This is a genomic window from Serratia sp. FDAARGOS_506 (genome assembly GCF_003812745.1).
GTDB lineage: Bacteria > Pseudomonadota > Gammaproteobacteria > Enterobacterales > Enterobacteriaceae > Serratia.
This window is the reverse complement of the sequence record NZ_CP033831.1, coordinates 3722386-3736677: the sequence shown is the minus strand read 5'-3', so window position 1 is coordinate 3736677 and position 14292 is coordinate 3722386. Positions and strand designations below refer to the sequence as shown.

At 63.5% G+C, this 14292-nt stretch carries 11 protein-coding genes; 5 read left to right on the top strand and 6 right to left on the bottom strand.

The window, feature by feature from the left end; all coding sequences use genetic code 11:
• The 4 genes from EGY12_RS18185 to EGY12_RS18170 form a co-directional block, all read right to left on the bottom strand.
• The gene (locus EGY12_RS18185) at positions 1 to 3573 is read right to left on the bottom strand and encodes a molybdopterin cofactor-binding domain-containing protein (protein WP_123894870.1); all 3573 of its coding nucleotides are present in this window, start codon (positions 3571 to 3573) and stop codon (positions 1 to 3) included.
• A complete protein-coding gene (locus EGY12_RS18180) occupies positions 3566 to 4108 on the bottom strand; it encodes a (2Fe-2S)-binding protein (RefSeq protein WP_123894869.1) in 543 nt (180 codons plus the stop codon). Before EGY12_RS18180 ends, EGY12_RS18185 begins: the two co-directional genes overlap by 8 nt.
• A gap of 85 nt (positions 4109 to 4193) precedes the next feature.
• Positions 4194 to 4667 carry a MarR family winged helix-turn-helix transcriptional regulator gene (locus EGY12_RS18175; RefSeq protein WP_033634451.1) on the bottom strand — a complete coding sequence of 158 codons (474 nt, stop codon included), beginning with the start codon at positions 4665 to 4667 and terminating at the stop codon, positions 4194 to 4196.
• A gap of 66 nt (positions 4668 to 4733) precedes the next feature.
• Complete coding sequence (locus EGY12_RS18170; protein WP_123894868.1) at positions 4734 to 5792, bottom strand: 2,5-dihydroxypyridine 5,6-dioxygenase; 1059 nt, start codon at positions 5790 to 5792, stop codon at positions 4734 to 4736.
• Positions 5793 to 6119: 327 nt separating this feature from the next.
• On the opposite strand from EGY12_RS18170, the gene EGY12_RS18165 reads away from it, so the two are divergent.
• From EGY12_RS18165 to EGY12_RS18145, 5 genes are all read left to right on the top strand, one after another.
• Positions 6120 to 7271, top strand: coding sequence for an FAD-dependent monooxygenase (locus tag EGY12_RS18165; RefSeq protein ID WP_123894867.1), 1152 nt, complete (start codon positions 6120 to 6122; stop codon positions 7269 to 7271).
• On the top strand, positions 7268 to 8062 hold the full coding sequence (locus tag EGY12_RS18160; RefSeq protein WP_123894866.1) for an alpha/beta fold hydrolase: 795 nt from the start codon (positions 7268 to 7270) through the stop codon (positions 8060 to 8062). Before EGY12_RS18165 ends, EGY12_RS18160 begins: the two co-directional genes overlap by 4 nt.
• A 66-nt stretch (positions 8063 to 8128) precedes the next feature.
• Positions 8129 to 8830: an Asp/Glu racemase gene (locus EGY12_RS18155; protein ID WP_169541415.1), complete on the top strand. Its 702-nt coding sequence runs from the start codon at positions 8129 to 8131 to the stop codon at positions 8828 to 8830.
• A gap of 9 nt (positions 8831 to 8839) precedes the next feature.
• Positions 8840 to 9469, top strand: a complete 630-nt coding sequence (locus tag EGY12_RS18150) for an N-carbamoylsarcosine amidohydrolase (protein WP_055312376.1) — start codon at positions 8840 to 8842, stop codon at positions 9467 to 9469.
• A gap of 142 nt (positions 9470 to 9611) precedes the next feature.
• A complete protein-coding gene (locus EGY12_RS18145; protein ID WP_123894865.1) occupies positions 9612 to 10922 on the top strand; it encodes an MFS transporter in 1311 nt (436 codons plus the stop codon).
• 72 nt (positions 10923 to 10994) lie between these two features.
• Here the strand turns inward: EGY12_RS18145 and dcp are convergent, their stop codons facing one another.
• On the bottom strand, positions 10995 to 13196 hold the full coding sequence (gene dcp / locus EGY12_RS18140) for a peptidyl-dipeptidase Dcp (RefSeq protein ID WP_123894864.1): 2202 nt from the start codon (positions 13194 to 13196) through the stop codon (positions 10995 to 10997).
• A 106-nt stretch (positions 13197 to 13302) separates the two neighbouring features.
• Complete coding sequence (locus EGY12_RS18135; protein ID WP_123894863.1) at positions 13303 to 14217, bottom strand: LysR family transcriptional regulator; 915 nt, start codon at positions 14215 to 14217, stop codon at positions 13303 to 13305.
• Positions 14218 to 14292: the final 75 nt, after the last annotated feature.

Here is a 14292-nt window from a genome sequence, read left to right as displayed (position 1 = left end):
TCAGTGCGTGCCCGGCTCTGCGCGCAGCCGCGCCACCTGCGCCTCCACGTCACGCCAGGCCGGTTTGTCACCGGCATAGCGTTGGCGCAGATAATTCACCAGCGCCGTCACCTGCCGATCGGAAAAGCTGTCCTTAAAGCCCGGCATAAAGCCCAATTCGGCGGTGGCCGGTTTGGGGATCCCTTGCAGGATCACCTTGATCAGATTATCGGGGCGATCGCTGAAGATATTGGTGTTATTGGCCAGATCCGGGCTGACGCCGAACAGCTGCGGCCCTCCGGCGGCGGCGCTGTGGCAGGCCTGGCAAGCGCCCTGAAACAACCGCTCGCCCGCCAGCTGACCCGCCGCCGGCAAGGCGCGGGCCGCCAACTGCGCCTGCGGTTCCACATTCAGCGTCGCCTTGGTGCTCAGCGAGATCAGATAGTTGGCCATCGCCCGCAGATCGCTCTGCGGCAACGTCGCCAGTTCGCTGACCACCGGCCCCATCGGCCCGGCCGCCACGCCGTGCTCGGCGGAATGCCCGCTGCGGAAATACTGAAACAGCTGTTCCTCGGTCCAGGGCTTGTCCGCATTGGCCAATTGATTCAGCGCCGGCGCTTCCCACCCGTCCACCATCCCCCCCGCCAGGAAAGCCGCGCCGCCCTTTTCTGCCCCCAGCAGATTGCGCGGCGAATGGCAGGCGGCGCAGTGGCCAAGGCCATTGACCAGATAGGCGCCGCGATTCCACTGCGCGCTTTGTTGCGGATCGGGTTGAAATTCCCCCTGGCGCAGGAACAGCGCGTTCCAACCGGCCATCAACGGCCGCAGGTTAAACGGGAAGCGCATCTGATTAGCCGGATTGCTCTGGCGCACCGCCGGTTGTGACATCAGATAAGCGTACAGCGCTTGCATGTCGCCGTCGGTCATTTTACTGAATGCGGTGTAAGGAAATGCCGGATACAAATGGCGGCCGTCGCGGGCGATGCCCTGCCGCATCGCCCGATCGAACGCGGTAAATGACCAATTGCCGATGCCGGTTGCCACGTCCGGGGTAATGTTGGTGCTGTAGAGCGTGCCGAACGGCGTCGCCATCGCCAGCCCGCCGGCGTTGGTCGCCCCTTCAGACGCGGTATGGCAAACCGCGCAGTCTCCGGCGGCGGCCAACTGGCGGCCGCGCTCCAGCGTGGCGGCCGACCAGGTGCCGGCGCCGGGCGTCGCCACCGGCGCGATCTCCGCCCGCCATGGCAGGGCGCTGCCGGCGATACCCAGCACCGCGCCGAACAGCCCCGCCGCACCGCCGCACCACCATTTGCCGCGCTTCTTTTTCTTGGGCGGTGCGGCCTGTCGCTCGGCGTCCGGCCCGTTCAGCGCCTCTCGCAGCTTGTCTGAGGTAATCGGCAGTTCGCGAAAACGAATGCCGGTGGCGTCGAACACCGCGTTGGCGATGGCCGCCGCGCTGGGCACCGAAGCTGACTCCCCGGCGCCCAGCGGCGGATCGTAAGGGCGCGGCATCATCACCACGTCCACCTCCGGCACCTCCGGGAAGGTCAGGATCGGGTAAGCCCCCCATTCTTTGGCGGAGACCGTCGATTCCTCAAAGGTCACGCGCTCTTTCAACACCCGGCTGGTCGATTGCAACACGTTGCCGTGAATTTGGTGGCGCACGCCGTCCGGGTTGACCATCATGCCCGCGTCGTGGCCGACCACGATGCGCGTCACTGCCACTTCACCGCTGGCTTTGTCGATCGCCACGTCGGCCACCCAGGCGGCCCAGGCCGCGCCAAAGCCGGGAAACTTGCTGTGGATGTAACGGGCGTAGGCAAAGCCGCGCCCGCGCAGCACGCCGTCTTCCGCCGGGGTCTGCATCGGTTCGGTATGCGGCGTCCAGCCGGCGCGCTCTGCGGTGCTGCGCATCAGCTCACTGGCGCGTTCGTCATGGATATAGCGCAGCCGATATTCCAGCGGATCGACGCCGGCGGCGTGGGCCAGCTCATCGATATAAGATTCATGAGCGAAGGTGTTCGGCAACGCGGAAACGCCGCGCATCCAGGAGGCACGCACGATCGGCGCCATGTCCTCGATGCTGACGCGCAGCGCCGGATACTCATAAGGCGGCACCGAGGTACGGTCGCCCATTTCATAGGCCACCGGCAGCGGCTCGACCCGGCCGGTCAGCAGCAGCGCCAGCGTCGGCGCGCCGTTGGATGGATAATAGGTGCGAAAGTCGTAGGCGACCGGGTGCCCGGCGGCGTCCAGCCCGCCGTCCACCTCCATCAGCTGCGCCGTGCCCTTCGGTTCCCACACATGTTCTTGCTCGCGGGTCAGCTGCACCCGCACCGGCCTGCCCACCGCGCGCGACAGCAGCGCCGCGTCAGCGCAGACGTCATCGGCGCAATTGCGGCCATAGCAACCGGCCGCCTCCATGCGAACGATCTCGATCTGCGCTTCCGGGTATTCCAGCAGCCAGGCCAGATCGGCGCGCAGCAGATGCGGGTTCTGGCTGCCTGACCAGACCTGCAGGCGCTCCGGCCGGTAATCCGCCAGCGCGCAGGAAGGGCCGATCGAGGCATGCAGTTGATACGGCCACAGATAGCTGCGGGTGAAACGCCTGTCGGCCGCCGCCAGCGCCGCGTCCACATCGCCGGTATCGTGCACCACTCGGGTCGAATGCGGGTTGTCGCGCAGCGCCTGCGCCACGTCGGCCATCTGCGGCAGATTGCGGCGCCAGTCTTTCCAACTGACCTGCAGCGCCTGCGCCGCCTTGACCGCCTGCTCTTCGCGCTCGGCGACAATGCCGATGAAATCGCCGATCACCACCAGTTTGACGATGCCGGGAATATGCGCGATCGAGGTTTCGTCCACCGCCAGCAGGCTGGTGCCGACAAATTCGCCGCTGTCGTAACCGGCATAGGGGGGCCGCACCACCCGGCCGTGCAGCATATTCGGCAGGCGCATGTCGTGTACGTAGGTGGTTTCGCCGGTCGCTTTGGCCGGAATATCGACGCGCGCGGCGCTGGTGCCCACCAGGCGATATTCCGCGTGCGGTTTCAGCGGCGCGTCGCCGGAAATCGACAGCTCGACATGACCGCCGGCCACCAGCTCGGCGTAGCTCAGCGCCTGCCCCTGCGGGCTGCGGATCACGCCCTCCTCCAGCGTCAGCTGTTCCACCGGCGCATCAAAGCGCTGCGCTGCCTGGCACAACAGCCAACGGCGCGCTTCGGCGGCGGCGTTGCGCAGCGGCACGGCGGAGATCTGCAGCGTGGCGCTGGCGATGGTGGCGCCCTGATTCGGCGCGCGTTCGGTATCGCCCAACACCATTCGCACCTGATCCATGCGCAGGTACAGCTCTTCGGCGACGATCTGGCCGAGCGCGGTGCGCACGCCGGTGCCGAGATCGACATGACCGTTAAAGGCATAGATTTCGCCGCTGCCGCACAGGGCGATAAACAGCCCTTGCTCCCTGGGCTTCAGCACCGGCGTTTGCCCTTTGGGCACCGGCCCCGACGGCGGTTGCACGCTGTCGACGATCAGCAGCACGCCGTCGCGCTGCAGCAATTCGGCCTGGCTCGGCGATGAGGGACGGGAATCAGTCATGAGCGTGGGCGTCCTCATCGCGGCAGAGAATAATGGCGCGCTGAACCGCACGCAGGATTTCGAGATGGGTGCCGCAGCGGCACAGGTTGCCGGAGAGCGCCTGACGGATCTCCGCCTCGCTCGGGGCGGGATTGCGATCCAACAGGGCTTTGGTGGTCATGATCATGCCATTAAGACAGTAGCCGCATTGCGCCGCCTGCTCTTCGATAAAGGCACGCTGCACCGGATGCAGTCGCTGGCGATCGCCAAGGCCTTCCAGGGTCACGATCGCCCGGCCGGACACGCCGAGCGCCGGGATCACGCAGGAACGCGCCGCCACGCCGTCGATCAACACGGTACAGGCGCCGCATTCGCCCAGGCCGCAGCCGTATTTCGGGCCATTGAGCGCCAGATCGTTGCGCAGTACCAGCAAGAGCGGCGTATCCGCCATCACCCGCGCATGAAGATGTTCGCCGTTCACCGACAGCATCAGCGGATGCTCCGTCAGCGTGTTTTTCGCGCCCTCCCTGGGCGATTGCACTTCAGATATCGCCATTGTTCGCGTCTCCGCCCGCTCTTGATGGTCTTATGGGCTGGCCTCTCGCCACCGACCACCAGGCAACCGACGTTGCGCGGGCGAATCAGCCGGTTGGCGGATCTTCCAGCATTTTATTCAGCAGGAATATCAGCGCTATCCGTTCGGCCGGGTTGAGCGTTCCGAACGTCAGCTCTGTAATTTTCGCCGCCTGCGGCACCGTTTCCGTCAGCAGCACGGCGCCGGCGTCGGTCAGGCCGACCACCACCTTGCGCCGATCCACCGGATCCGGCGTCACCGTGATCAGATCGCGCGCCTTCAGCCGCTCGACGATGCCGCGTATGGTGGCCTGATCCACCGCCGTCACCTGCACCAGCTCGGTCAGCGAGCTCGGCCCCATATCGCGCACCGCGCACAGGGTGATGAACTGCACCGCCGTCAGCTGCGAATCGCCGACGTTTTGCTGGAAAATCGCCAGGTGGCGCTGATAAACCTTGCGCAGCAGGTGCCCGACTTGCTCGGTAAAATGATAATTTTCGGGTTGGCCGCTCACGGCTGACGGGTATTCGGGGGGCGTCATTGCGTTACTCTCACCATCTATGGAATCCACGAGAATAGTACAAACCCCCGCCGTTGGCAGCAACGATTAAGCCCGGCGCACGCGCGAGGCCTCCGGCGCCACCACTTCCCCGTCCGCCACCACCGTTTGCCCATCGAGGCGGATGTCGCAGCGGCGCAGGGCGATGTCCATATGGCAAGGCGTTTTGCGTGTGCCGCCCACTTCGGTGTTCGGCCCGGTGGAGAACAGGAAGTTGCCGTAGAACGCGCGCGCGTCCATGCACATACCGTCGTTCTTGTCATGCAGGCCCATCGCCGTCCACTGGGCGCGCGGCTGCAGGCCCCAGCCGATGTGCGAGATGCCGTACACCTCCGGATCGTCGAAATACTTCATGTATTCGCGCAGGTATTCCGCCTCGAAACCGCCGTGAATACGGGTGACGAACCCTTGTTCAATCTCCAGCGTGATGCGTTCGCGCGCGTAATTTTTAAACGGCAGCAAGATGTCGCCGACCTCCAGCACCAGCACCCCTTCCGCCTGTTCCTCATTCGGCCAGGTGAACAGGAAACCGCTCGGCCAGTGATCCCAGCGCCCCGGTTCATCGGCATAGCCGTACTCGGTCACCGTCGGGTATTGCCCGAGCGGCGCGCGGAAATCGCTACCGGCGGCGGAGGTCACCTGCATCAGCTTCGCCTGCTCCAGCACGGCGGCGGCGGCCAGCACCCGCGCCTTGTCCTCCGCATTAGGCAACATGCGCGCCAACACCTCCGGCGGCTCCACCGCCAACAGGATGCGGGTGCCGGTTTTCAGGATCTGCTCCTGTTCCGGCGAATGCAGCAGCATCATGGTATCGACGATCAGGTCAGCCGCCTCCAGCGCACGCTGCGCCGCCAGGTTGCCGGTCAGCGCGGTATCGCCGCAATAGGCGGTCATATCGTTGCCCATCGCCCGCGGATGGTTGAACGCCGGCAGTTCGACGGCATACACCCTGGCGCCCAACCGCAGCGCCGCGTCAGTCGCGGCGCGCACCGTACGCGCATCGGAATAATGGCTTTTCAAAATCGCCACGCTCTGCGAAGCATCGACTTTTGACAGCGTAAGCACCTGCTCGAACAGCTGTACCAACTGGGTTTCATTGACCGCCATGGCCTGTCTCCTGTCTCGTCAAAGATGTCCGACGCCCACAAGGCGGCGGTGATTTTTCAAACAATTTAAAGTGAACACACTCGTTTTTATCTAAGTCAAAAAAGAAAAGAAAAGCAAGTCGCGAATATTCATCATAAGAAAGTCCTATTTCATCCTTTGCAAATCCTGTGATTAACATGAGTTTAACAGTAATGCGCTGTCAATTAGCGTGAGCGAGATCTGATTTAACACTTTTGCAACTTTGCGTTATCTAGTGCATACACTATAAATCGATCGTCCAGTCATGTGCTGGACCTACGCTGAAAAAAGCCAACAGACAGGGGGAACATGATGAGCAAACAACCACGCATCGCCGTCGTCGGCGCCGGGCTGGGGGGCGCTGCCGCCGCCGGGCTGCTGCAAAAAGCCGGCTTTACCGTCGATCTGTATGAACAGAGTCCGGCGTTCTCACGCCTTGGCGCCGGCATTCACATGGGGCCGAACGTACTGAAGATTTTCCGCCGTCTCGGTATTGAGCAGCGGTTGGAGCAGATGGCGTCTCATCCCGATTTCTGGTTCAGCCGCGATGCAGAGAGCGGCGACTATCTCTCGCGCATCGAACTGGGCGCCTTCGCCCGCCGGGAGTACGGCGCTGCCTATGTGACGGTACACCGCGGCGATCTTCAGGCATTGCAGCTTTCCGCGCTGCAGCCCGGCACCCTGCACTTCGGCAAATGTCTGAGCAAGATTGAAGATCGCGGTGACGAGGTGGTGTTGAACTTCGTCGACGGCACTTCTGCCCACGCTGATATCGTGATCGGCGCCGACGGCATCAACTCGCGCATCCGCGAGCATCTGCTGGGCGCCGAAGCGCCGACCTACAGTGGCTGGGTGGCCCACCGCGCGCTGATCCGCGGCGATAAGCTGGCGAAATACAATCTGACGTTCGAGGACTGTGTGAAGTGGTGGTCGGCGGACCGCCATCTGATGGTCTACTACACCACCCAACGGCGCGACGAGTATTACTACGTGAGCGGCGTGCCGCACCCGGCCTGGGATTTCCAGGGCAGTTTCATCGACAGCAGCCGCGAAGAGATGTTCGAAACGTTTGCCGGCTACCACCCGATCGTGCAAGCGCTGATCGAATCCAGCGAGCAGGTCACCAAATGGCCATTGCTGAACCGCAAACCGCTGCCGCTGTGGAGCGAAGGCCGTCTGGTGCTGCTCGGCGACGCCTGCCACCCGATGAAACCGCACATGGCCCAGGGCGCGGCGATGGCGATCGAAGACGCCGCCATGCTAACCCGCTGCCTGCAGGAAACCGGCCTCGGCGACTACCGCACCGCCTTCCAGCTGTATGAGGCCAACCGTAAAGAGCGCGCATCCAGGGTTCAGGCGGTGTCCAATGCCAACACCTTCCTGCGTACCCAGGAAGATCCGGCCTGGGTCTACGGCTATGACCTGTACGCGCAAGCGCTGAAATCGGAGAACGCCGCATGAGCACCTTCCTCTACGGCGCTCACGTTCACGCCAACGACATTCGCCAACACTACCTGCGCTACGGCGGCCACGGCCCGGCGCTGATCCTGATCCCCGGCATCACCAGCCCGGCGATCACCTGGGGCTTCGTCGCCGAACGGCTGGGGGAAAAATACGACGTCTATGTGCTCGATGTCCGCGGCCGCGGTTTGTCGTCCAGCGGCCCGGAACTGGCTTATGACGCAGAGACCTGCGCACAGGACGTCAACGCCTTCGCCGCTGCGTTGGCCCTGGACAGTTACGCCCTGCTCGGCCATTCGATGGGCGCCCGCTTCGCCCTGCGCGCCGCCGTTTTGCAGCCCGCCGGCGTGCGGCGGCTGGTGCTGGTCGACCCGCCGGTTTCCGGCCCCGGCCGCCGTGCCTATCCCGGCCAATGGCCGTGGTACGCCGACTCCATCCGGCAGTCGCTGCCGGGCATGAACGCCGAGCAGATGCGCGCCTTCTGCCCGACCTGGAGCGAAGAGCAGCGCCGGCTGCGCGCCGAATGGCTGCATACCTGCTACGAACCGGCGATCCAACGCGCCTACGACGATTTTCATCAGGTGGACAGCCACCGCGACTATCCGCGGCTGACCATGCCGACGCTGCTGATGGCCGCGGGCAAAGGCGGCGTCATTCAGCCCGAAGACCGGGCGGAGATCCGCGCGCTGCAGCCGGAGATCGCCATCGTCGAGGTCGAGAACGCCGGACACATGATCCCGTGGGACGATTTCGACGGATTCTTCCGCGCCCTGGGCGATTTTCTGGATTAACTGAGGAACACCGACATGAGCAACCACTACCGCATCGGCCAGATCGTACCCAGCTCCAACACCACGATGGAAACCGAGATCCCGGCGATGCTGGGCGCGCGCCAGCTGATACGCCCGGAGCGCTTCACCTTTCACTCCAGCCGCATGCGCATGAAACACGTCAATAAAGAAGAACTGGCGGCGATGGACGCCGAGTCCGATCGCTGCGCGCTGGAGCTCTCCGACGCGCGGGTCGACGTGCTCGGCTACGCCTGCCTGGTGGCCATCATGGCGATGGGACTGGGTTACCACCGCGAATCGCAGGCCCGGCTGGCGCAGGTGACGAAAGACAATCAGGCCGCCGCGCCGGTTATCAGCAGCGCCGGCGCGCTGGTCAACGGCCTGAAGGTGATCGGCGCCAAACGCATCGCGCTGGTGGCGCCCTACATGAAACCGCTGACCCAGCTGGTGGTGGACTACATCCAGCACGAAGGCATTGAGGTCAAGGTATGGCGCGCGCTGGAAATCCCGGACAACCTCGAAGTCGGCCGGCACGATCCGGCCAGGCTGCCGGGGATCGTCGCCGAGATGGATTTACGCGAGGTCGATGCTATCGTGCTGTCCGCCTGCGTGCAGATGCCTTCGCTGCCGGCCGTTCCGACGGTGGAGGCCCAAACCGGCAAACCGGTGATCACCGCCGCCATCGCCACCACTTACGCGATGCTGACCGCGCTGGAGCTGGAGCCGATCGTCCCCGGCGCCGGCGCCCTGCTGTCCGGCGCCTATTGAGGAGGCAGAATGAACGACACCCTCAGCGACAACTATCGCGGTGTCTGGGGCCAACGCCTCGGCTTCGGCCGGCGTCCGGCGCTGCTGGCGATCGACTTTATGCAGGCCTACACCACCGAAGGCGCGCCGCTGTTCGCGCCGGGCGTGGTGAGCGCGGTCGAGGAAAGCCGCGAGCTGCTGGCCTGTGCGCGCCGCACGGGAATTCCGGTGATCCACACCCACATCCGCTATCATGCAGGCCATTTTGCCGACGGCGGCCTGTGGGTCAAAAAAGCACCGGTGATGAAGGACATGGTGGCGGGCAACCCGCTGGCGGCGTTCTGCCCGCCGGTGGCACCGCTGGCCGATGAGGTGGTGCTGAGCAAGCAATACGCCAGCGCCTTCTTCGGCACCGCGCTGGCGCCGCTGCTGGTGGCGCAAGGGATCGACACGCTGCTGATGATCGGCTGCTCCACCAGCGGCTGCATCCGCGCCAGCGCGGTGGACGCGGTGCAACACGGCTTTCGCGCCATGGTGGTGCGCGAGTGCGTCGGCGATCGTCACCCCGGCCCGCACGAAGCCAACCTGTTCGACATCGACAGCAAATACGGCGACGTGGTGCACAAACGGGAGGCACTCGACTACCTGAACCGGTTATGAATCAACGATTCACCTGCAACGACAATAACGAAGGCGCAAACAGCGCCTCACGCGACCGCCCGAAACAGGGCGGCGCCCATGCAACGCAAACACAACAGGCGCCTCCTGCGGAGGCCAACACGCACCACCTGGAGACAACATCATGGCCATTGTCGACACCCCGCTGGCGGGGAAAGCGGACGCAGAATCGCTGCTGCTGTACCGCAAAATCACCTGGAAACTGATCCCGTTTCTTTGCCTGTGTTACCTGGCGGCCTACCTCGATCGCATCAACGTCGGGCTGGCCAAGCTGCAGATGGCCGATGCGCTGCAGCTGAGCGAAGCGGCTTTCGGCCTGGGTGCCGGGCTGTTCTTCGTCGGCTATATTCTGTTCGAGGTGCCGAGCAACCTGATCCTGCAGCGCGTCGGCGCCAAGATGTGGATCGCACGCATCATGATCACCTGGGGGCTGCTGTCCACCATCACGATGTTCGTTACTACGCCGACCCAGTTCTACGTCATCCGCTTTCTGCTCGGCGTGGCAGAAGCCGGTTTCCTGCCCGGCGTGCTCTTTTACCTGACGCTGTGGTTCCCGACCTATCGCCGCGGCCGCATCATCGCGCTGTTCATGATCGGTCTGCCGTTGTCCAGCGTGATCGGCGGGCCGCTCTCCGGCTGGATCATGGGCCATTTCGACATGCGCCACGGGCTGCACGGCTGGCAGTGGCTGTTTTTGCTGGAGGGCATTCCCAGCGTGCTGTTAGGCGTGCTGACCTTCTGGCTGTTGCCTAACACCTACCAGCAGGCCAAGTGGCTGACGCCCGAGGAGAAACAGCGCATCGCCGACGATTTGGCGCGTGACGACGCCGAGGCCGATCACAGCAAGCACAGCTTCCGCGACGGCTTCTTCAACCTGAAAGTGTGGATGCTCGGCGGCATCGACTTCGCCATTCTGCTCAGCGCCTACGCCATGGGCTTTTGGATGCCGACCTTCATCAAAACCGCCGGCGTCACCGACATCACCACCATCGGCTACCTGACGGCGATCCCCAGCGTCGCCGCCCTGCTCGGCATGTTGCTGATTGGCAGCAGTTCCGACCGACTGCGCGAACGGCGCTGGCATATCATCGTGCCGTTTATCGTCGGCGCGCTGGCGATGGCCGGCAGCACCTTCTTCACCCACAATGCGCTGGCCACGGTGCTGCTGTTCTCCATCGCCCAGGCGGCAATCATCGGCGCGGTGCCGGTATTCTTCAGCCTGCCGGCTACCTTCCTGCGCGGCACGGCGGCGGCGACCGGCTTCGCGCTGGCCTGTTCGCTGGCCAACATCGCCGGGCTGGTGAGCAATTCGCTGATGGGGCTGGCGCTGGATCTGACCGGCAAGAGCGGTGGCGCGCTCTGGGCCTTCGCCGGCTGCCTGCTGCTCAGCTCGCTGCTGGTGGTGGCCCTGCCGGCCAAGGTGGTGAACCGCTGAATGTCGGCCAAGCCAAAAAAGACGAAGGGCGCATAACGCGCCCTTTTGTTTACTTACCGGGAATGGCCGAACTTACTCGTCTTTCAGCCCGCGGTTGATCAGCATCGGTTCGATGCTCGGCTCTTTGCCGCGCCAGTCGATGTACAGCTTCTCCAGATCCTGGCTGTTGCCGCGCGACAGGATCATGTCGCGGAAGCGCTGGCCGTTTTCGGCGGTCAGGCCACCGTGTTCGGTGAACCACTGGAAGGCGTCGTCCGCCAGCATTTCCGTCCACAGATAGGCGTAGTAGCCCGCGGCGTAGCCGTTACCCCAGATGTGCTGGAAGTAGCTGGAACGGTAGCGCGGCGGCACGTAGCTGAGATCGACCTTGTCTTTTTGCAGCGATTCGGCCTCGAACTTGTCCACGTCCTGCTGCGGCTGGTCGGCCGTCAGCATGTGCCAGTGCATGTCCAGCAGCGCGGCGGACAGCAGTTCGGTCATGCTGTAGCCCTTGTTGAACTTGTCGGCCTTCTTGATCTTGTCGACCAGTTCCTGCGGCATGGCCTCGCCGGTCTGGTAGTGTTTGGCGAAGTGGCTGAACACTTTCGGATCGCTGACCCAGTGCTCGTTGAACTGCGACGGGAACTCGACGAAGTCGCGCGCGGTGTTGGTGCCCGACAGGCTCGGGTATTCCTGATCGGCGAACATGCCGTGCAGCGCATGGCCGAACTCGTGGAACATGGTGATTACGTCATCATACGACAGCAGCGCCGGCTGCCCCGGCGCCGGTTTGGTGAAGTTGGCGACGTTGTAGATCACCGGCTTGGTGCCGTTGAGCTTCGACTGATCGACGAAGTTGCTCATCCAGGCGCCGCCGCCCTTGTTGTCGCGCTTGAAGTAGTCGGTGTAGAACAGCGCCAGCGATTTGCCGTCCTTGTCGAACACTTCATACACCTTGACGTCCGGCTGGTAGACCGGGATGTCCTTGCGCTCTTTGAAGCTGATGCCGTACAGCAGGTTAGCGGCGTAGAACACGCCGTTGTTCAGCACGTTGTTCAGCTCGAAGTAAGGCTTGATCTGCGACTCGTCCAGATCGTACTTGGCCTTGCGCACCTGTTCGGCGTAGAACTGCCAGTCCCAGGCTTGCACCTTGAAATCGCCTTTCTGCTGGTCGATCACCGCCTGAATGTCTTTGGCTTCTCGCTCGGCGCGCGCGGTGGCCGCCGGCACGATGTTGCGCATAAAGCTCAGTGCGGCATCCGGCGTCTTGGCCATCTGGTTTTGCAGTTTCCAGGCGGCGTAGTTCGGGTAGCCCAGCAGCTTGGCCTGCTCGGCGCGCACTTTGGCCAGGCGGGAAATGGTCTGGCGTGTATCGTTGCCATCGCCCTTCTCCGCACGCGTCCAGGAGGCGTCGAACAGCGCTTGGCGGGTATCGCGATCTTTCAGGCTCTGCAGCAGCGGCTGTTGCGTGGTGTTTTGCAGCACCAGCAGCCACTGTTTCTCCAGCTTGCGTTCGGCGGCCGCCTGGGCCGCCGCAGCCAGTTCGCCTTCCGACAGGCCGTCCAGCTTCGCCGGGTCGGTTATCGCCAGCGCGCCGTTTTTGCTCGCCGCCAGCAGTTTGTTGGTGAACTGGGTGCTTAGCGTCGCCGCTTCCTGGTTCAGCGCCTTCAACTTGGCCTTGTCGGCGTCCGACAGGTTGGCGCCGGCCAGCTCGAAGTTCTTGTAGGTCACTTCCACCAGACGGCGCGATTCCGGATCCAGTTTCAGCGCATCGCGATCCTGATAGATGGCCTTGATACGCGCGAACAGCTTGCCGTTGAGCATGATGTCGTCGTTCAATGCCGCCAGCTTCGGCGAGGTTTCTTCATCCAGTTTCTGCAGCGCGTCGCTGGTGTTGGCCGAGGTCATGGCGCCGAACACGTTCATCACTCGCGTCAGCAGCGAGCCGGCCTGCTCCAGCGCCACGAAGGTATTCTTGAAGTTGGGCTTGGCCGGGTTGTTGGCGATCTTCTCCACCTCCTCCCGCTTTTGCTTGATGCCCGCTTCGATCGCCGGCGCGTAGTCGCTCTCCTTGATCAGGTTGAACGGCGGTGCCTGGAACGGCAGACGGCTTTGATAGAAGAACGGATTCTGAGTCTTTTGCTTGTCGTGCTGATTGGCTTCACCGGTCACGGTAGCCTCCTTCGCCTGGCCGCTGGGCAGCGCGCTATGGTCGGCGTGAGGTTGGGTTTCTGCTGCCTGTGCCTGCGCGCCCAGCGCCATGCCGATCGCCAGCACCAATGTGGATAAACGCATCAAATCGAAACTCCTCCATGTTCACGGAATAAGGTCTCGGGGAATCGCTCCCTCTGAGTCACCTCCTAGCTTAGGTGCAGTTGGCAGTTTGAGCAAAAACAAGTGATTAGAAGTTAGCCGCCTCGCCAACCTGCTGTATCAGGAACGTCAGCAACGCGCGTGTTTTGGCCGGCAGATAGCGACGGCCGGGGTAAACGGCATACAGCTGCAACGGCGCCGGCAGCAATGCCAGCGGCACCTCAACCAAACGGCCGTCGGCCAGAAACGGCCGGCAGCCGAGCTCGGAAAGCATGGCGAACCCCACGCCGGCCAAGGCTGCCTTCAGCGCCATCTCCCCGCTGTTGACGCGATAGCGCGTATTGACCGGGACGGTAACGAAGGTTCCGTCCGGGCGGATGAACTGCCACGGCATCCCCTTCAGCGCATCCACCGTGCTGATGCAGGGCAATTGCGTGAATTGTTCAATCGCCGACGACGTCGGCCACTGCGCCAGCAACGCCGGAGCGGCCACCACGATGCAGGGGAAAGACGCCAGCGGCTGCGCGACATAGTCGCTGTCGTCCAGCATGCCCCGGCTGATCATCACCGCCAGATCGACATCATCGAGCAGCGACGTCATACCCGCCAGGTTGGTCACGCAGCTGATTTCGATCTGCGGATGCTGCACGGCGAACGCCGCCAGCGGCTCACCCAACAGGTATGGCCCCACTTCATTGGGCACGCACAGGCGCAGCGGCCCGCGCAGCTGTTGCTGTCGCTCGCTGAGGGTTTGCGCGGTGTGTTCCAGCGACGCCAGCAGCGGCTGGGTGCGTTCATGCAACAGCTGGCCGTTCGGCGTCAACCGCATCGAACGAGTACTACGTTCGAGCAATCGCTGCTCGAGCTGGCGCTCCAGCTGAGAGATGTAGCGGCTGACGTTGGAGGTCGGCATCGCCAGCGCCCGCGCCGCCCCGACGAAGCTCCCCTGTTCCACCACCGCCACGAAAATGCGTAGCAGGTTTAAATCCAATTTGGCGCGCATGATTATCCCACATTTGATAACAAACCATGCCATTTCTACCATCTAATCCCGACCAACGCCAAACGCTACACTGCC